This window comes from Mesorhizobium sp. M0074 (assembly GCF_040322975.1).
Classification (GTDB): domain Bacteria; phylum Pseudomonadota; class Alphaproteobacteria; order Rhizobiales; family Rhizobiaceae; genus Mesorhizobium.
Map to the genome: position 1 here is coordinate 37,222 of NZ_JAMYUM010000003.1, position 18,746 is coordinate 55,967.

The following is an 18,746-nucleotide window of genomic DNA, read 5'->3' on the forward strand; positions in this document are numbered from 1 at the left end:
GAGGGGAACAGGGCGGTGCGGAAATTCTTCACCAGCCTTTTTGCCTTCTTTCTTTCCGGGTTGGCGGGCGGATTGGTGACGCAGTGGCTCGCCGTCGCCACCAATGCCGACGTAGAGTACATCCTTGTATTCATGATCTCGGCTCTCGTCACCATCCTCGCGACGCTCGCGTTCTTCATCACACAATTCATGCCGGACCCACAACGGGCAACAAAACTGACGGCGATCATAGGGTTAGGATTTTTTGTGCTCATTGGAGTTGCCCTGACCGGCTGGACTTTCTCCCAGCCGCCGGGCAAGCGCCAGTGGTCGAGCGATCTTCCCATCGTCGCCGGTCTGGTCCTGCCGGGCATCGCTACGGTGCTGGTCCAGTGGCTTTTCGTGCGCTGGCGATTGGGGCGCTCGCAACCAGATTTCGGCGGGGCAGGCACATGAAGACGGTCCTCTGCTACGGCGATTCGCTTACCTGGGGCTATGACGCGGCAGGCCTTGGCCGGCACCCGCTGGAAGGTCGCTGGCCGAGCGTGATGCAGGCGGCATTGGGCAGCGGCGTCGAGGTCATCGCCGAAGGCCTGAATGGCCGAACCACCGCCTTCGACGATCATTTGGCCGGGGCGGACCGCAATGGCGCAAGGCTGCTGCCAACAATCCTGACGACGCATGCGCCGATCGACTTAATCATCATCATGCTCGGCGCGAACGATATGAAGCCGTGGGTTCACGGCAATCCTGTCGCGGCCAAGCAAGGCATGCAACGCCTGATCGATATCGTGCGCGGTCACGATTACCCGTTCGATTGGCCGGCGCCGCAGATCCTGATCGTCGCGCCGCCCGTAGTCAGCCGCACGGAAAACGCCGAGTTCAAGGAAATGTTCGCCGGCGGCGATGACGCGTCAAAGCGGCTGGCGCCGCAATATTCCGCCCTCGCCGACGAGGCCGGCTGCGGCTTCTTCGATGCGGGCAGGGTGGCCAAAACGACGCCACTCGACGGCGTCCACCTCGACGCGGAAAACACGCGGAACGTCGGGCAAGCGCTGGCGCCGCTCGTGCGCGTCATGTTGGAATTATGAAGGGAGAAAGCCGTGGCTGAGAACTACGACGTCATCATCATCGGCTCTGGCCCCGGCGGCTATGTCACTGCAGTGCGTTCGGCGCAGCTTGGCTTCAAGACGGCGATTGTCGAGCGCGAGCACTTGGGCGGCATCTGCCTCAACTGGGGCTGCATTCCGACCAAAGCGCTGCTGCGCTCCGCCGAGATCATGCACTATTCGGATCATCTGAAGGACTATGGCCTGAAGATTGACGGCAAGGTCAGCGTTGACACAGCCGCCGTCGTCGATCGCTCGCGAAAGGTCTCGCTGCGGCTCAACGGCGGCGTCGGCTTCCTGATGAAGAAGAACAAGGTCGACGTCATCTGGGGCGAAGCCAAGCTGACCAAACCTGGCGAGATCGTCGTGTCGAAATCGTCGAAGAAGCCGATGGAGCCGCAGCCGCCGGCGCCCAAGGGCGTCAAGGGCGAGGGCACCTATAGCGCCAAGCACATCATCCTGGCGACCGGCGCCAGGCCGCGCGCGCTGCCCGGCATCGAGCCTGACGGCAAGTTGATCTGGACCTATTTCGAGGCGATGGTGCCGAAAGAGATGCCGAAATCGCTGCTGGTGATGGGCTCGGGCGCCATCGGCATCGAGTTCGCCTCGTTCTACCGCACCATGGGCGCCGAGGTGACGGTGGTCGAACTGCTGCCGGCTGTGATGCCGGTCGAGGACGCCGAGGTCTCGAAATTCGCGCAGAAGCAGTTCGAGAAGCAGGGCATGAAGATCATCTTAGAAGCCAAGGTGACCAAGGTCGAGAAGGGCACTAACTCGGTCACCGCGCATGTCGAGATGAAGGACGGCAAGGTCGAGAAGATCACCGCCGACCGCATGATCTCGGCCGTCGGCGTACAGGGCAACATCGAGAATCTCGGCCTCGAGGCGCTCGGCGTGAAGACCGAACGCGGCTGCGTCGTCGTCGACGGCTACGGCAAGACCAACGTGCCCGGCATCTATGCCATCGGCGATGTCGCCGGACCGCCGATGCTCGCCCACAAGGCCGAGCATGAGGGCGTGGTGTGCGTGGAAAAGATCGCCAATTTCCCCGGCGTGCATGCCATTGACAAGCTGAAGATCCCGGGCTGCACCTATTGCAATCCGCAAGTCGCCTCGGTCGGACTGACGGAAGCCAAAGCGAACGCCGATGGCAAGGACATCCGCGTCGGCCGCTTCCAGTTCGCCGCAAACGGCAAGGCGATTGCGCTCGGCGAGGACCAAGGCTTCGTCAAGACCATTTTCGACAAGAAGACCGGCCAGTTGCTGGGTGCCCACATGGTCGGCGCAGAAGTAACCGAACTGATCCAGGGCTTCGTCGTGGCGATGAATCTGGAGACCACCGAGGAAGAGCTGATGCACACGATCTTCCCGCACCCGACGCTGTCGGAGATGATGAAGGAGAGTGTACTCGACGCCTATGGCCGCGCACTGAATGCATGATAAATTAGTTGGGCGAGTCTCACACGGAAGACACAAAGGAACTCGACGGCAGAGCAATTCGTTTCGCAGGCATCATCCATCATACAAGGAGAGGGCATATGGAAATGAACGGCGTGGGCTGGGTTGCAGCCATCATCATCGGCGGCCTGGCGGGATGGCTCGCCGAGATGGTCATGAAGAGCAATACCGGCATCCTCATGAACATCGTTCTCGGCATTGTCGGCGCAATCGTGTTGAATGCCATCTTGCAGGCCCTGAACATCGGCATCTTCGGCGTCGGCTGGATCGCCTATCTGATCACCGGCTTCATCGGTGCCTGCATTCTGATTGCGGTCGGACGACTGGTACGCCGCTAACCTCTGTCGGCACTTGCTATGCGAAAAAGGCCACCGCGGCATGCGTGATCGCGGCCTTTTTCTTTTCGCCGAAAAGTCCTAGATGACGTGGGTAGAGCGAGCGCTGGACAAGCGCTTGCCAATGAGCCGGGTTTCACATGGTCACCGTCCTCGACACGATTGCCAATGCGCCGCGCCTGCGGCATCCCGAAAAGGCGCACAAGCCGGATCAGGACGTACTGCGCAAGCCTGACTGGATCCGCGTCAAGGCGCCGATGTCGAAAGGCTATGCCGAGACGCGCGAAATCGTGAAGTCTCACAAACTGGTGACGGTTTGCGAAGAGGCGGGCTGCCCCAATATCGGCGAGTGCTGGGAGAAGAAGCACGCCACCTTCATGATCATGGGCGACATCTGCACGCGGGCCTGCGCCTTTTGCAATGTCGCCACCGGCATCCCGACCGCACTCGATCCCGACGAGCCGGCGCGTGTCGCGCATGCGGTCAAGCAAATGGGCTTGAGCCATGTCGTCATCACCTCCGTCGATCGCGACGATCTCGCCGATGGCGGGGCCCAGCATTTTGCCGATGTCATCCGTGCGATCAGGGCAGCAACCCCGTCGACGACAATCGAAATCCTGACGCCCGATTTCCTGCGCAAGGACGGTGCACTGGAGATCGTCGTGGCGGCCAAGCCGGACGTTTTCAACCATAATCTCGAGACCGTTCCGTCGAACTATCTGACTGTTCGGCCGGGTGCGCGCTATTTCCACTCGATCAGGCTCTTGCAGCGGGTCAAGGAACTCGATCCCTCGATCTTCACCAAGTCCGGTATCATGGTCGGCCTTGGCGAGGAGCGGAACGAAATCCTGCAGCTGATGGACGATTTGCGTTCGGCCAATGTCGACTTCATGACCATCGGCCAATATCTGCAGCCGTCGAAGAAGCACCATCCGGTGATCCGCTTCGTCACGCCGGAGGAATTCAAGTCCTTTGAGACGATCGGCAGGACCAAGGGCTTCCTGCTGGTAGCGTCGAGCCCGCTGACGCGCTCGTCGCACCATGCCGGGGACGACTTTGCTAGGTTGCGCGCGGCGCGCGAAGCGTTTCTCAGGAAGTCCGCCTAACACACTGGTTTCATGCCACAATTCGAAGCCCATAGCCGCGTTGCGCATACGCCGGAACAGATGTTCGCTCTGGTTGCCGATATCGAATCCTATCCGCAATTCCTGCCGCTTTGCGAGGCACTTACGGTTCGTTCGCGCAAGGAACGCAACGGACGCACCCTGCTCATCGCGGACATGAGCATCGGCTACAAGGCGATCCGCGAGACTTTCACCACGCAGGTGCTGCTGAAGCCTGACGAGAACGCCATCGACGTCAAATATATCGACGGCCCGTTCAAATATCTCAGCAATGTCTGGCGCTTCGACCCGGCGGACGGCGGCGGTTGCAACGTCTGCTTCTTTATCGACTACGAGTTTAAGAGCCGCATTCTGGGTGCGCTCATGGGAACCATGTTCGACCGCGCCTTCCGCATGTTCTCCGAGGCGTTCGAGAAACGTGCCGAAATCATCTACGGCGCGCCATCGGCAGCCTGATCCGCGGCGAGCGCGCGTAAACCCAGTTCAAGCGCACGTCGGACCGTCTCCCGGCGGATGAAATCACGGCCCTTGTCGGCGAACAGCTGGCATTCGCTGACTACCGGCCGGCCAGCCACGGCAACGCCGAACCAGACCAGGCCGACAGGTTTTTCCGCAGAGCCGCCGTCCGGACCGGCGATGCCAGTCACCGCCAGGGCGAGCCCGGCCGGCGAATGCGCCAAGGCTCCGGCCGCCATCTCCACCGCAGTCTCGCGCGAGACCGCGCCGTGCGCCTCGAGCGTAGCGGCCGAGACGCCGAGCATCTCGGTCTTGGCCTGGTTGGAATAGGTGATGAAGCCGCGATCGATCACCGCGGAAGAGCCGGCGATGTCGGTCAGCGCGGCGATGATCATGCCGCCGGTGCAGCTCTCCGCCGTCGCCAGCATGATGCCGCGCTGCTGGCAGGCCTGAAGCAGGGCATCTGCGAGATCGCTATTGCTCACTCGGGGACATCCCCTGGAAACACAACGCTGGCGGTCGCGATGGCCGCTATGCCTTCCTCACGGCCGACGAAGCCGAGCTTCTCATTGGTTGTCGCCTTGATCGAGATGCGATTGCGCGAAATTCGCAGCATTGCCGAAAGCGCTTCGGTCATTGCCTCGCGATGTGGGCCGACGCGCGGCGCCTCGCAGATCAGGGTGATGTCGGCGTTGGCAATGCGCCCGCCGCCCTCGCGCACCAGCTTCACCGCGTGTTCGACGAAGATGCGTGAAGCGGCCCCTTTCCACTGCGGGTCGGAGGGCGGGAAATGCGTGCCGATGTCACCGGCGCCGCAGGTGGCCAGCAGGGCGTCGGTCAAGGCATGGAGACCGACATCGGCATCCGAATGGCCGGATAACTTCCTGTCGTGTGGAATGGCGACGCCGCACAGGGTGACATGGTCGCCGGGCTCGAAGGCATGGACGTCATAGCCATTGCCGGTTCGGATGTCCGGAAAACGTGCCCCCCCGGAAAGCCGCTGATCCGCCATCGCAATATCCCTTGCCCAGGTCAGTTTGACATTGTCCGGCGAGCCGGGAACGATCTTCACCGGAATATGCGCCCATTCGGCGATTGCCGCATCGTCGGTAAAATCCGCCTTGCCCAGATGATGAGCCTTTTCGTGCGCGGCCAGGATCGGCCAGAACGGAAAGCCTTGTGGTGTTTGTGCGGCATGGAGCCCGGCCCTGGACACTGTTTCGCCGATCATGCCTTCGGCCGTTTCGCGCTTCAGCGTATCGGCAACGGGCAAAGCAGGCAGCGCTCCCTGGCGCTCTTCAATGGCGGCGATCGTACGGTCTATCAGTTCCGCATCGACAAACGGCCGAGCCGCATCATGGATCAGGACCCGGCCCGGCGCATGGCTTCTCAACGCCAGCAGTCCAAGCCGGACGGACTCCTGCCGTGACGTACCGCCGATCACCGCGACGACACGGTCGGCGTTCGCGCCGGCGGCGCGGCGGAAAAGCGCGTCGTCTTCGGCATGTATAGCAACGACGACAGCTCCAATTTTCGGATGCGTCAGAAAGGCGTCGAGCGTGCGTGCGATAACGGCGCCGCCGCCAATCTGCTGGTACTGCTTCGGCCCCTTGGCCTGTCCGGCGCGCGCGCCGCGGCCGGCGGCAACGATGACCACCGCGACCTTGTCGTCCGCAGCTTGCTTTTCGTTGACATCTCTCATGCCGAGACGCTTAGCGCATGATCCCGAAAAGTGGTATCGCTTTCGGAAGACCCAGGATTGATGCGGTGCGGCGATCCGTATTTTCCCAAATGCGCCTTAATATCACGACATTGCGCGTTGCACATTGCCATCATTCTGGCTAGAGAATGTGCAGCAACCGAAGGTGCTTGGTTTTTGTGCATGCCTGATGTGACCAAATTGGCTTCGCCGCTGGATGTGGGTGGCGTGAGAATCCGCAACCGCGTGTTTCTCGCGCCGATGTCGGGCATTACCGACGAACCGTTCCGGCAGCGCGCCCATGCGCATGGCGCCGGGCTGGTTGTTTCGGAAATGGTGGCGAGCGGTGAGCTTGCAAAGGGCAGGGCTGGTTCCGGCCTGCGCATCCGTCATTCCGGGCTGCCTGTCCACATGGTCCAGCTTGCCGGCCGCGAGGCGATGCACATGGCCGAGGGCGCGCGAATCGCGGTCGGCGAAGGCGCCGACATCATCGACATCAACATGGGCTGTCCGGCCAAAAAAGTGACGGGCGGCTATGCCGGTTCGGCACTGATGCGAGACCTCGACCACGCGCTGTCGCTGATCGAAGCGGTAGTCGGCGCGGTCGACGTGCCGGTCACGGTCAAAATGCGGCTCGGCTGGGACGAAGGCGCGCTCAACGCGCCGATGCTGGCGCGACGCGCCGAGCAGGCCGGGGTGATGATGGTGACGGTGCACGGCCGCACACGTTGCCAGTTCTATCAGGGCACGGCCGACTGGCGTGCCATCGCACGTGTCAAGCAGGCCGTCTCGATCCCGGTCGTTGCCAATGGCGATGTCGGCTCGCCGGCGGAGGCAGCGTCGATCCTCGACCAGTCCGGCGCCGACGCGGTGATGATCGGCCGCGCGCACTATGGCGCGCCTTGGACGGCCGGCAGCATTGTAGCGACCGCGCTGGCCGAGCCGGTATCTGGCATGCCGGCCAGCCCGCAAGCGCTGTCCGATTACGTCATTGCCCATTACGAAGACATGCTGACGTTCTATGGCGTGGAAAGCGGATTGCGCCAGGCACGCAAGCATCTCGGCTGGTATCTCGACCGCCACGCCGCCACAAGCGATGACCGGCGCAAAGCCATACTCACGTCTTTCGAGCCTGGGCGTGTCATTGCGTTGCTGCGCGACATGTTTTCAACCGCTCCCGAAGCGGCGAACCTGCGGAGTGCGGCATGAACGCCACCGTCACACAGAGCACGGATATGGCGGACGCCGCGCATATTGTGCTCAATACCATTCGCCGGCCGGTGATCATGGTCGATCCGCAAGGTTTCATCACCTTCGCCAATGCCGATGCCGAGGATTTTTTCCGGTCGAGCGCCACGGTGCTCGCCCGCAACACGCTGCACAAGCTCATTCCTTTCGGCAGCCCGCTGCTGACGCTTGTCGACCAGGTGCGCGAGCGCCGGGCGCCGGTCAACGAATACCGGGTGGACGTGTCGTCGCCGCGGCTCGGCATCGAGAAGGTGGTCGATCTCTACGTCGCGCCTGTGACGGAATTTCCAGGCTCCGTCGTGGTAATGTTCCAGGAACGCTCAATGGCCGACAAGATCGACCGGCAGATGACGCATCGCGGTGCGGCGCGCTCGGTCACCGGCCTCGCCGCGATGCTTGCCCATGAGATCAAGAACCCGCTGTCCGGCATTCGTGGTGCGGCGCAGTTGCTAGAGCTGTCGGCGTCCGACGAGGATCGCGCACTGACCAGGCTGATCACCGACGAGACCGACCGCATTGTCTCGCTGGTCGACCGCATGGAGGTGTTTTCCGACGAGCGGCCGATCGACCGCTACCCTGTCAACATCCATGTCGTGCTCGACCATGTTAAGGCAATCGCCAAGAACGGTTTTGCCAAGAGGATCAAGATATTAGAGGATTATGATCCATCATTGCCTCCGGTCTTTGCCAATCGCGACCAGCTCATCCAAGTATTCCTCAATCTGGTAAAAAATGCCGCCGAGGCGATCGGCAGCGATCCGCAGGGCGAGATCATGCTGTCGACCGCCTTCCGCCCGGGCATCCGTGTTTCCGTGCCCGGAACGCAGGACCGCGTGTCGCTGCCATTGGAATTCTGCGTGCGCGACAACGGTTCGGGTGTCTCCGAAGATATCCTGCCGATCCTGTTCGATCCCTTCATCACCACCAAGCCGAACGGCTCCGGTCTCGGTCTGGCGCTGGTCGCAAAGATCGTCGGCGAGCATGGCGGCATCATTGAATGCGAATCGACGCCGCGCGGGACCACCTTCCGTATCCTGATGCCGGCGTGGAAAGAAACTCAGTTTGGCACCGACGACGACGGTGAAGGAGACCGCAAATGACCGTTCGCGGCAATATTCTCGTCGCCGACGACGATGCGGCCATCCGCACTGTCCTCAACCAGGCGCTTTCGCGCGTCGGTCACGACGTGCGCGTCACCTCCAATGCCTCGACGCTGTGGCGCTGGGTGGCGGCGGGCGAGGGCGATCTGGTCATCACCGACGTTGTCATGCCCGACGAGAACGCCTTCGACATGCTGCCGCGCATCAAGAAGGCGCGACCGGAACTGCCGGTCATCGTCATGAGTGCGCAGAACACGTTCATGACTGCGATCCGGGCCTCCGAAACCGGAGCCTATGAATATCTGCCGAAACCGTTCGACCTGACGGAGCTGCTCAACATCGTCAACCGCGCGCTTTCCGAGCCGCGGCGGCCCAAGATCGATACGCGTGCCGACGAGCCGCCTGAAACGATGCCGCTGGTCGGCCGCTCGGCGGCCATGCAGGACATCTACCGCATGCTGGCGCGCATGATGCAGACCGACCTGACGGTGATGATCTCGGGCGAATCGGGTACCGGCAAGGAACTGGTGGCGCGCGCGCTGCATGAATATGGCCGTCGTCGTGGTGGCCCCTTCGTCGCCATCAACATGGCGGCGATCCCACGCGACCTGATCGAATCGGAACTATTCGGGCACGAGAAGGGCGCCTTTACCGGCGCACAGAACCGCTCCACCGGCCGTTTCGAGCAGGCCGAAGGCGGCACGCTCTTCCTCGACGAGATCGGTGATATGCCGATGGAAGCGCAGACGCGGCTGCTGCGTGTGCTGCAGCAGGGCGAATACACCACGGTCGGCGGCCGCACGCCGATCAAGACCGACGTGCGCATCGTCGCTGCCACCAACAAGGACCTGCGCACACTGATCAATCAGGGGCTTTTCCGCGAGGACCTGTTCTACCGTTTGAACGTTGTGCCGCTCAGGCTGCCGGCGCTGCGCGAGCGCTCGGAGGACATTCCGGACCTCGTCCGCCACTTCTTCAAGCTCGGCGTCAGTGAAGGCTTGCAGACCAAGCGCATTTCCACCGGCGGCATCGAGCTGATGAAGCGCTACCCATGGCCCGGTAACGTGCGCGAACTCGAAAATCTCATCCGCAGACTGGCCGCACTGTATTCGCAGGACGAGATCTCAGCGGAGATCATCGAGGCGGAGTTGAAGACCGGCGAAAGGCCTGTCGTTCCAGGTGGCGGCAACCTCATTCCCGACGACCTTTCCATCGGCCAGGCGGTGGAGCATTTCCTGCAGCGCTATTTTGCCTCGTTTGCCGGCGACTTGCCGCCGGCCGGCCTTTATCAGCGAATCCTCTCCGAGGTCGAGTATCCCCTGGTCCTCGCCTCGATGACCGCAACGCGCGGTAACCAGATCAAGGCCGCCGAATTGCTCGGACTCAACCGCAACACGCTGCGCAAGAAGATTCGCGAACTCGGCGTCAACGTCTACAAATCGTCCAGGCAGGTCTAGACGAATCCCTTTACGAGCGCTTTCCAGGGGATCGATTGCCGAAAGATTTCCGTCTCGGCCACACTTGTTGCATAATCGCCACAATGCGTTGCATACATCCGACGCAATCACTGGCTCTAGACGGCGACATGGCCCTGCACGCACCGACACTGAGCAAATCGCTTTTCAGCAATACGGGCGCGCGAGACGGTCGCCGGCTGCTTGCGCTGCCGGGCGTGATCGCCGTTGCCGGTGCGCTGGTGACGGCGGCGATCTCCTTCGCCATTCTGGTCGGCGCGACGCCGATCACGCCCGACGCGAGGACGACGCTGGCGCTGATTGCGCTTAATGCGGCGTTCGTCCTGTTTCTGATCTTGCTGGTCGGCCGCGAGGTGCATCGCATCCTGATGGCACGACGGCATGGCAAGGCTGCGTCGCGCCTGCATGTGCGCATAGTGGCGATGTTTGCGCTAGTCGCCGCCATCCCCGCGATCATGGTGGCGATCATCGCGTCGATCACGCTCGACATCGGCCTCGACCGCTGGTTCGAGATCCGCACCAAGACGATCGTCAATTCGTCATTGTCGATCGCCGACGCCTATGTGCAGGAAAACGCGCGAAATCTTCAGGGCACGACGTTGTCGATGGCTTACGACCTCGACGCTTCGCGCACGCTTTACGGCCTCGATCGTACCGGTTTTCTCGACCTCATGAACAAGGAGGCGGTGGGACGCTCGCTGGCGCACGCAGCACTCATCAAGCCCGATGGTTCCTTCGTTATGAGCGCCAAGACCGACGCGGACTTTGCCATGCCGGAGCCGCCTGAGGGCGCCGTGGCAAGCGCTGCCGACGGCAAGCCGGTGCTGATAGAACCGCGCACCCGCAACATCATGGGTGCCATCGTCAAGCTGCGCGAGATCGACGGCCTCTATCTCTACACCATTCGCCTCGTCGATCCCGAGGTGATCAAGGCGCGGCAGATCGTCAAATCCAACACCGCCGAATATCGCGGTCTCGAAGACAATCGCCGCACCTCGCAAGTGGCTTTCGCGCTTCCCTATCTGTCGCTGACGCTGATCATCATCCTGTCCGCCATCTGGACCGGCATTGCGGTGGCCGACCGCCTGGTGCGGCCGATTCGTCAGCTCATCGGCGCGGCCGACGAGGTCGCTACCGGCAATCTCGATGTGGCCGTGCCAGTCCGCCCCTCCGACGGCGACGTCGCCTCGCTCGGCGACACCTTCAACAAGATGCTGATGGAGCTGAAATCGCAGCGCAACGAGATCCTGTCGGCCAAGGATTTGATCGACGAGCGGCGACGCTTTTCGGAGGCGGTGCTTGCCGGCGTCACCGCCGGGGTCATCGGCGTCGATCCATATGGCATCGTCACCATCGTCAACCGTTCGGCCGAAACGATGCTGGCCATATCCGCCACGGCAGCGCTTGGGCAGAACCTTTCCGCCGTGCTGCCGCATGTCGGCCGCGTCTTCGAGATCGGCCGCAAGTCGGGCAAGCCGGTCTATCGCGAACAGGTCACCTTCTATCGTGCCGGCACTGAACGGACCTTCAACGTGCAGATCACGATTGAAGCCGGCGACGACGGTTCGGAGGATAAATCCTACGTCGTGACAGTCGACGACATTACCGATCTGGTCCAGGCACAGCGTTCCTCCGCATGGGCCGACGTGGCGCGGCGCATTGCCCACGAGATCAAGAACCCGCTGACGCCGATCCAGCTTTCGGCCGAGCGCATCAAGCGCCGTTACGGCAAGGTCATCACCGAGGACCGTGAGGTTTTCGATCAATGCACCGACACCATCATCAGGCAAGTGGAGGACATCGGCCGCATGGTCGACGAGTTCTCGGCGTTCGCCCGCATGCCGAAACCGGAAATGAAGGCCATCGATCTGCGCGATTCCTTGCGCGAAGCCTCGTTCCTGGTCGAAGTGAGCCGCGCCGACATCACCTTCGAGCGCGTCTTCGGCAATGAGCCGCTCAAAGGCACATTCGACAGCCGGCTGATGGCGCAGGCGTTCGGCAACGTCATCAAGAATGCTGCCGAAGCCATCGACGGACTTGATGCAGAGGATCGTCCGCACGGCATAATCCGGATTCAAGCCGGGCGTCAGAATGGCGCGATTCGAATCGACGTCATCGACAACGGCAGGGGCTTGCCGCGCGAAAACCGGCAGCGCTTGCTCGAGCCTTACATGACGACACGCGAGAAAGGCACCGGGCTTGGCCTCGCTATCGTCAAGAAGATCGTGGAGGACCATGGCGGGCGACTCGAATTGCACGATGCACCAGCGGACTTCCACGATGGGCGGGGTGCAATGATCAGCATCATCCTGCCGGTTGCCGCCACCGTTCCGGTACGCGGCGAGGGCAAGACGGAACACGAAAAAGAAACTGAAAAGGTCGGTAATGGCGTCTGATATTCTCATCGTCGATGACGAGGAAGACATCCGCGAACTCGTCGCCGGTATCCTGAGCGACGAAGGTCACGAAACACGCACGGCGTTTGACGCCGACAGCGCGCTTGCGGCGGTTGCCGACCGGGCACCCAGGCTGGTCTTCCTCGACATCTGGCTGCAGGGCTCGCGGCTCGATGGCCTGGCCTTGCTGGACGAGATCAAGACGATGCACCCGAACCTGCCGGTGGTGATGATCTCGGGCCACGGCAATATCGAAACGGCAGTCTCGGCCATCCGCCGCGGCGCCTATGATTTCATCGAAAAGCCATTCAAGGCCGACAGGCTGATCCTCATTGCCGAACGGGCGCTCGAAACCTCCAAATTGAGACGCGAGGTTTCGGATCTCAAGCTGCGCAGCGGCGAGACTTTCGACCTCATCGGCATGTCGTCGGCAATGAGCCAATTGCGCCAGACCATCGAGCGCGTCGCGCCGACCAACAGCCGCGTCATGATCATTGGCCCCTCCGGCTCGGGCAAAGAACTGGCGGCGCGCGCCATCCACGCACTGTCGGCGCGCAAGAGTGCACCGTTTGTGACGCTGAGCGCCGCCAACATCACGCCTGAGCGTATGGAGATCGAGTTGTTCGGCACCGAATCGAACGGCGTCGAACGCAAGGTCGGCGCGCTGGAGGAAGCCCATCGCGGCATTCTCTACATTGATGAAGTGGCCGACATGCCGCGCGAGACGCAAAACAAGATCCTGCGCGTGCTGGTCGAACAGCAGTTCGAGCGGGTAGGGGGCACCAAGCGGGTCAAGGTCGACGTGCGCATCGTCTCGTCGACCTCGCAGAACCTGGAAGCCATGATCGCCGACGGCCGTTTCCGTGAGGACCTTTATCATCGCCTGGCCGTGGTTCCGGTCATGGTGCCGGGACTGGCCGAGCGTCGCGAGGACATTCCCTATCTGGTCGACAATTTCATGAAGCAGATCGCTCGCCAGGCCGGCATCAAGCCGCGCCGCATCGGCGACGACGCGCTGGCGGTGCTGCAGGCGCATAACTGGCCGGGCAACGTTCGCCAGTTGCGCAACAATGTCGAGCGGCTGATGATCCTGGCGCGCGGCGACGATGTCGATGCGCCGATCACCGCCGATCTCCTGCCTGCCGAGATCGGCGACGTCATGCCGCGCACTCCAAACAAATCCGATCAGCACATAATGGCGCTGCCGCTGCGGGAAGCGCGCGAACAATTCGAGAAGGACTATCTGATCGCCCAGATCAACCGTTTTGGCGGCAACATCTCGAAGACGGCAGAGTTTATCGGCATGGAACGCTCTGCATTGCACCGCAAGCTGAAGTCGCTGGGCGTCTGACAGCCAAACCAGTCGTGGCCCACGCAATTATCGGTTACGGCGGTCTTGGAATCGCATAAGAAAGCTGGACTTCTCTCAGGGATTAGCCATGCCGCGCATTGCCTATGTGAACGGGCGCTACGTCGCTCACGCCGAAGCTTCCGTGCATATCGAGGACCGTGGCTATCAATTCGCCGACGGCGTCTACGAGGTCTGCGAGGTGGCACGAGGCTTCATCGTCGACATGCCGCGCCATCTCGCCCGATTGAACCGCTCACTTGCCGAACTCTCGATCGATTGGCCGATCACGCGCGGCGTGCTGCCGCTCGTCATGCGCGAGGTGGTGCGCCGCAACCATGTCGTCGACGGCCTGGTCTATGTCCAGGTGACACGCGGCGTCGCCAGCCGCGAGTTTTTCTTCCCGCCGGCGGACACGAAGCCGTCGCTGGTGGTGACCGCCAAAAAAGCCGATCCTGCAGCTGCCGCGAAGCGGGCCGAGAGCGGGATCCGGGTTATCACAGTGCCGGAGAACCGGTGGGATCGGGTCGATATCAAGTCGGTCGGCCTGCTGCCGAACGTGCTGGCCAAGCAGAAAGCCAAGGAAGCCGGCGCTCAGGAGGCCTGGTTCGTCGATGTCGACGGCACCGTCAAGGAAGGTGGATCGTCGAACGCCTGGATCATCACCGGGGATGGCGTGCTGGTGACGCGGCCGGCCGAGCACGGCATCCTGCGCGGCATCACCCGTACGACGCTGTTCGACGTGGCCGCCAAGCTCGGCCTGAAGATCGAGGAGCGCGGTTTTTCGGTGGCTGAAGCCAAGGCCGCGCGCGAGGTTTTCATCAGCTCCGCGACCACGATTGCCATGCCGGTGGTGGCGATCGATGGCACTCCCGTCGCCAACGGCCACCCGGGCTCGATAACAGTTTCATTACGGCAGGCCTTTTTTGACGTTGCGGAAAAAAGTCCAGCCTGATAACCGCACAGATGGAATGAACATCAATATATCTCGTTCTGCTTGTCGTTACTGACGGCAAGATGGTGTTTGCGTGCTTGACATGTGCCGGCTAATTTGGCGCATTGGCCTGCAAACCGAAGGGGATCGGCGAAAGACAAGAACAATGGCGGAACGATCGCAAAATCTTCAGGACCTGTTCCTGAATTCAGTTCGCAAGAGCAAAAATCCACTCACCATCTTTCTCATCAACGGCGTGAAGCTGACCGGCGTGGTCACTTCGTTCGACAATTTCTGCGTTCTGCTGCGTCGCGACGGCCATTCCCAGCTTGTCTACAAGCACGCTATTTCCACGATCATGCCGAGCCAGCCGGTTCAGATGTTCGATGGTGAGGAAAGCCAGGGCGCCTGATTGGCACGTGAGAAAGACGCGGACCGCAGCGTTCGCGGAAAACCAGCACATCAGACCGGGACAGAGGCCAACGGCCCGACCCGGGCGGTGGTTATCGTGCCGGTGCTTACCCGGCAGCCGCGTGGCGACGACGACACCAACCGCCCCCGCCTGAGCCGTTCCGCCGAGGCTCGTCGCGACGAGGCCGTCGGCCTCGCCAGCGCAATCGACCTCGACCTGGTCCACACGGCGGTGGTGACCGTCAACGATCCACGCCCGGCGACCTTGCTCGGCAGCGGCAAGGTGGCGGAGTTCGCTGAGATCGTCAAAGAGGGCCACGCGGAAGTGGTCATTGTCGATCATCCGCTGACCCCGGTACAGCAGCGCAACCTCGAAAAAGAGTTGAACGCCAAGGTGCTCGACCGCACCGGGCTGATCCTGGAGATTTTCGGCGAGCGCGCCCGCACCAAGGAAGGCACGCTGCAGGTCGATCTTGCCCATCTCAACTACCAGAAAGGCCGCCTTGTGCGGAGCTGGACCCACCTCGAGCGCCAGCGTGGCGGCGCCGGCTTTCTCGGCGGCCCTGGCGAGACCCAGATCGAGTCGGATCGGCGTGTGCTGCAGGACAAGATCACCAAGCTGAAGCACGAGCTCGAAACTGTGCGCCGCACCCGCGACCTGCACCGCGCCAAGCGCAAGAAGGTGCCATTTCCGGTGATGGCGATCGTCGGCTACACCAATGCCGGCAAGTCGACTCTGTTCAACCGGCTGACCGGAGCAGGGGTGCTGGCCGAAGACATGCTGTTTGCCACGCTCGACCCGACGCTGCGCCGCGTGCGCCTGCCGCACGGCACGCCGATCATCCTTTCCGATACGGTCGGCTTCATTTCCGACCTGCCAACGCATCTGGTCGCGGCCTTCAGGGCGACGCTGGAGGAAGTGGTCGAGGCAGACCTCGTCATTCATCTGCGCGACATCTCCGATCCCGATACGGCCGCGCAGGCCGAAGATGTCGAGCGCATCCTTGCCGATCTCGGCGTCGATGCCCGCGATAGCAAGCGCGTCATCGAAGTATGGAACAAGATCGACCGGCTCGACGAGGGCAACCGGGCGCGGCTGCTTGCCGATGGTGCTGACGGCAAGAAGGCACCGCCGATCGCCATATCGGCGGTAACCGGCGAGGGCATCGATGCGCTGAAGGCGATCATCGAGACGATGATGTCGGGCGAACTGGAGACGTTCACCGTCACACTCAAGCCCGACCAACTCGGCGTCGTCGACTGGCTTTACCGCAACGGCGACATCATCTCGCGCGACGACAATGAGGATGGCAGCGTAACCGTCGCGCTCAAGGCTACACACAGCGCTCGGCAAGAGATCGAAAGCCGATTGCGCCGTCAAAACAACGGGTAGAGGCGTTTACTTCGCGCTTTTTGCCTGCTGCCAGAGCGCTTCCATCTCGTCCAGCGTCGCCTCTTCGAGGCTGTTTCCCGACGCTTGCAGCGTCCGCTCGACATAGTGGAAGCGCGACCGGAATTTTTCGTTGGTGCCGCTGAGTGCCGCTTCGGAATCAATTTTGAGGTGCCGGCCGAGATTGACGACCGCAAACAGCATGTCGCCGAACTCGTCCTCGATCGGCGCAGTGTCGCCTTTGGCCAGCGCCTCGCGTAGTTCGCCGATCTCCTCCTCGATCTTGTCGAGGATCGGCGCCGCCTCGCTCCAGTCGAAGCCGACGCGGGCGGCCTTTTCCTGCAGCTTGAGCGCCCGGGTCAGCGCGGGCAGGGCGACCGGCACACTGTCGAGAAAGCCCTTGCCATGGTCTTCCGGGTCGAGCCCACGGGCGAGGCGCGCACTGCGCTTCTCCGCCTTTTCCTCTGCCTTGATCTTTTCCCACATGCCCTTGGCCATGCCGGCGCTGCGCGCCTTGTCGTCGCCGAAGACATGGGGGTGGCGGCGGATCATTTTTGTGGTGATGGCCAGGACCACATCGCCGAATGAAAATTCGCCGGCCTCCTCGGCCATTTGCGCGTGGTAGACCACTTGCAGCAGGAGATCGCCGAGTTCATCCCGCAGATCGTCCAGATCGCCGCGCGCAATGGCGTCCGCCACTTCGTAGGCTTCCTCGATCGTGTACGGCGCGATTGTCGAAAAGTCCTGCTCGATATCCCACGGGCAGCCGGTTTCCGGCGCCCGCAGCGCGGCCATGATCTCGATCAGCCGGGAAATGTCTTTCGAGGGTTTCATCAGGCGAACGCTATCCTGTACCCGGCCGCGCGGCCAACGGCTTCAGCCGGCGAGGGCGTCTTGTCCACAGATGGGCGGCCAGACCATGATCCGAAAGTGGAAGCCGGTTTCCGGAAAAGATACTAACTAGCAAAAAGTATCAGTCGAGCACGGAGACTATCGCCTTGGCGAGCGCATCCATGCCGTCCTCGGGCAGGCCGGCAACGTTGATGCGGCTGTCGCCGACCATGTAGATGGCATGCTCGGCGCGCAGCCGCTCGACTTGCGCTTCCGACAGGCCAAGCCGGGAAAACATGCCGCGATGGCTGGCGACGAAATCGAAACGGTCGGAGTTGGACTGCCGCCGCAGCGCCTCGGCGAACTGGACGCGCAGCCGTAGCATGCGCAGCCGCATCTCTTCAAGCTCTGCCTCCCAGTCGGAACGCAATGCGGGGTCTTCAAGCACGATGCGCACCGCCGCCGCGCCGTGGTCCGGCGGCATCGAATACATGGCGCGCGCCGCCGACAGCATCTGGCCCATCGCCAAATCCGCCTGCGCGCCACCTTTCGCCATGATCAGCGCTGCACCGACTCGGTCGCGATAGACGGAAAAGTTCTTCGAGCAGCTGGAGGCAACGACCATTTCCGGAACTTTTGCCGCCAGAAGGCGCAAGCCGGCGGCATCCGCATCAAGTCCCTCGCCAAAGCCCTGATAGGCGATGTCGACAAAGGGCAGCAGGCCGCGCTCAACGACAAGATCGGCAATGGCAGCCCATTGCGAGATGTCTAGATTGGCGCCTGTCGGGTTATGGCAACAGCCATGCAACAATACGACGTCGCCAGGATTGGCGGTTCTCAATGCATTCAGCATGTCGTCGAAGCGAACCGCACCAGAAGCAGCGTCGAAATAGGGATATTCGCGTGTCTGCAGGCCAGCGGCGCGCATCACCGGCATGTGGTTCGGCCATGTCGGATCCGACAGCCAGACCATCGCGTCGGTGCGGGTCCTTTTCAGCAGCTCTGCTACCAGCCGCAGCGCGCCGGAGCCGCCTGGCGCCTGCGCCGCACGAATGCGCGTCAGGTCGGGGGCTGGGCCGAACACCAACCTGGCCATCGCCGCGTTGAAGGCGGTATCGCCGGCAAGGCCGAGATAGGTCTTGGTATCCTGGCCCTGCAGCAGCCGCTTTTCGGCTTCGCGCACCGCGCGCATCACCGGCGTCTTGCCGTCGCGATCCCTATAAACGCCGACACCAAGATCGACCTTGTCGGGACGCGGGTCGGCGCGATAGAGACCGATCAAGGCCAGGATCTTGTCGGCAGGCGCGGGCTGGAGATTTTCGAACATCGATAAGGTTCCGTTGGCGGCGGAGTGATACGCAAACCGGCCGTACTTTGCCAGCAGTTTCATATGCGCCAACTCGGCGCCGGTTTGCCTCGAGGGCGGCCGATACTATCTGGCGGGCGAGAGCGG

18 protein-coding genes are annotated in these 18,746 nt (G+C 62.2%); 14 read left to right on the top strand and 4 right to left on the bottom strand.

Annotated elements, in window-relative coordinates; translation table 11 throughout:
* Positions 1–15 precede the first annotated feature (15 nt).
* From NKJ73_RS05290 to NKJ73_RS05315, 6 genes are all read left to right on the top strand, one after another.
* Positions 16–435 (top strand): hypothetical protein, encoded by a 420-nt coding sequence (locus NKJ73_RS05290; protein ID WP_352568602.1) that lies wholly within the window; start codon positions 16–18, stop codon positions 433–435.
* Complete coding sequence (locus NKJ73_RS05295) at positions 432–1,070, top strand: SGNH/GDSL hydrolase family protein (RefSeq protein ID WP_352568603.1); 639 nt, start codon at positions 432–434, stop codon at positions 1,068–1,070. Before NKJ73_RS05290 ends, NKJ73_RS05295 begins: the two co-directional genes overlap by 4 nt.
* A gap of 12 nt (positions 1,071–1,082) precedes the next feature.
* Complete coding sequence (gene lpdA / locus NKJ73_RS05300) at positions 1,083–2,528, top strand: dihydrolipoyl dehydrogenase (RefSeq protein WP_352568604.1); 1,446 nt, start codon at positions 1,083–1,085, stop codon at positions 2,526–2,528.
* Positions 2,529–2,626: 98 nt separating this feature from the next.
* On the top strand, positions 2,627–2,884 hold the full coding sequence (locus tag NKJ73_RS05305) for a GlsB/YeaQ/YmgE family stress response membrane protein (RefSeq protein WP_023675081.1): 258 nt from the start codon (positions 2,627–2,629) through the stop codon (positions 2,882–2,884).
* Between the two features lie 137 nt (positions 2,885–3,021).
* Positions 3,022–3,987 (top strand): lipoyl synthase, encoded by a 966-nt coding sequence (gene lipA / locus NKJ73_RS05310; protein ID WP_023675080.1) that lies wholly within the window; start codon positions 3,022–3,024, stop codon positions 3,985–3,987.
* 12 nt (positions 3,988–3,999) lie between these two features.
* On the top strand, positions 4,000–4,461 hold the full coding sequence (locus NKJ73_RS05315; protein ID WP_023675079.1) for a type II toxin-antitoxin system RatA family toxin: 462 nt from the start codon (positions 4,000–4,002) through the stop codon (positions 4,459–4,461).
* On the opposite strand, the gene NKJ73_RS05320 is transcribed toward NKJ73_RS05315, so the two are convergent.
* Together NKJ73_RS05320 and NKJ73_RS05325 are read right to left on the bottom strand one after the other, a co-directional pair.
* A complete protein-coding gene (locus NKJ73_RS05320) occupies positions 4,437–4,946 on the bottom strand; it encodes a CinA family protein (RefSeq protein ID WP_352568605.1) in 510 nt (169 codons plus the stop codon). The two genes, NKJ73_RS05315 and NKJ73_RS05320, sit on opposite strands and share 25 nt — an antisense overlap.
* The gene (locus NKJ73_RS05325; protein ID WP_352568606.1) at positions 4,943–6,163 is read right to left on the bottom strand and encodes a bifunctional 2-C-methyl-D-erythritol 4-phosphate cytidylyltransferase/2-C-methyl-D-erythritol 2,4-cyclodiphosphate synthase; all 1,221 of its coding nucleotides are present in this window, start codon (positions 6,161–6,163) and stop codon (positions 4,943–4,945) included. Before NKJ73_RS05325 ends, NKJ73_RS05320 begins: the two co-directional genes overlap by 4 nt.
* Before the next feature lie 180 nt (positions 6,164–6,343).
* Here NKJ73_RS05325 and dusB point away from each other — a divergent pair, with 180 nt between their 5' ends.
* From dusB to hflX, 8 genes are all read left to right on the top strand, one after another.
* The gene (gene dusB, locus NKJ73_RS05330) at positions 6,344–7,369 is read left to right on the top strand and encodes a tRNA dihydrouridine synthase DusB (protein WP_352568607.1); all 1,026 of its coding nucleotides are present in this window, start codon (positions 6,344–6,346) and stop codon (positions 7,367–7,369) included.
* The gene (locus NKJ73_RS05335; RefSeq protein WP_352568608.1) at positions 7,366–8,508 is read left to right on the top strand and encodes a two-component system sensor histidine kinase NtrB; all 1,143 of its coding nucleotides are present in this window, start codon (positions 7,366–7,368) and stop codon (positions 8,506–8,508) included. The genes dusB and NKJ73_RS05335 overlap by 4 nt, the downstream gene beginning before the upstream one ends.
* Positions 8,505–9,965 carry a nitrogen regulation protein NR(I) gene (gene ntrC / locus NKJ73_RS05340; protein WP_254817199.1) on the top strand — a complete coding sequence of 487 codons (1,461 nt, stop codon included), beginning with the start codon at positions 8,505–8,507 and terminating at the stop codon, positions 9,963–9,965. The genes NKJ73_RS05335 and ntrC overlap by 4 nt, the downstream gene beginning before the upstream one ends.
* A gap of 128 nt (positions 9,966–10,093) precedes the next feature.
* Positions 10,094–12,379, top strand: coding sequence for a sensor histidine kinase NtrY-like (locus NKJ73_RS05345; RefSeq protein WP_352502927.1), 2,286 nt, complete (start codon positions 10,094–10,096; stop codon positions 12,377–12,379).
* A complete protein-coding gene (ntrX, locus tag NKJ73_RS05350) occupies positions 12,369–13,730 on the top strand; it encodes a nitrogen assimilation response regulator NtrX (RefSeq protein ID WP_023675072.1) in 1,362 nt (453 codons plus the stop codon). Before NKJ73_RS05345 ends, ntrX begins: the two co-directional genes overlap by 11 nt.
* 88 nt (positions 13,731–13,818) lie before the next feature.
* Positions 13,819–14,682: a D-amino-acid transaminase gene (locus tag NKJ73_RS05355; protein ID WP_352568610.1), complete on the top strand. Its 864-nt coding sequence runs from the start codon at positions 13,819–13,821 to the stop codon at positions 14,680–14,682.
* A gap of 145 nt (positions 14,683–14,827) precedes the next feature.
* Positions 14,828–15,073: an RNA chaperone Hfq gene (gene hfq, locus NKJ73_RS05360; protein WP_006202172.1), complete on the top strand. Its 246-nt coding sequence runs from the start codon at positions 14,828–14,830 to the stop codon at positions 15,071–15,073.
* On the top strand, positions 15,074–16,465 hold the full coding sequence (gene hflX, locus NKJ73_RS05365; RefSeq protein WP_352568611.1) for a GTPase HflX: 1,392 nt from the start codon (positions 15,074–15,076) through the stop codon (positions 16,463–16,465).
* Positions 16,466–16,471: 6 nt separating this feature from the next.
* On the opposite strand, the gene mazG is transcribed toward hflX, so the two are convergent.
* Both mazG and NKJ73_RS05375 read right to left on the bottom strand, forming a co-directional pair.
* The gene (mazG, locus tag NKJ73_RS05370; protein WP_352568612.1) at positions 16,472–17,296 is read right to left on the bottom strand and encodes a nucleoside triphosphate pyrophosphohydrolase; all 825 of its coding nucleotides are present in this window, start codon (positions 17,294–17,296) and stop codon (positions 16,472–16,474) included.
* Positions 17,297–17,435: 139 nt separating this feature from the next.
* Positions 17,436–18,620 carry an amino acid aminotransferase gene (locus tag NKJ73_RS05375; RefSeq protein WP_352568613.1) on the bottom strand — a complete coding sequence of 395 codons (1,185 nt, stop codon included), beginning with the start codon at positions 18,618–18,620 and terminating at the stop codon, positions 17,436–17,438.
* Positions 18,621–18,746: the final 126 nt, after the last annotated feature.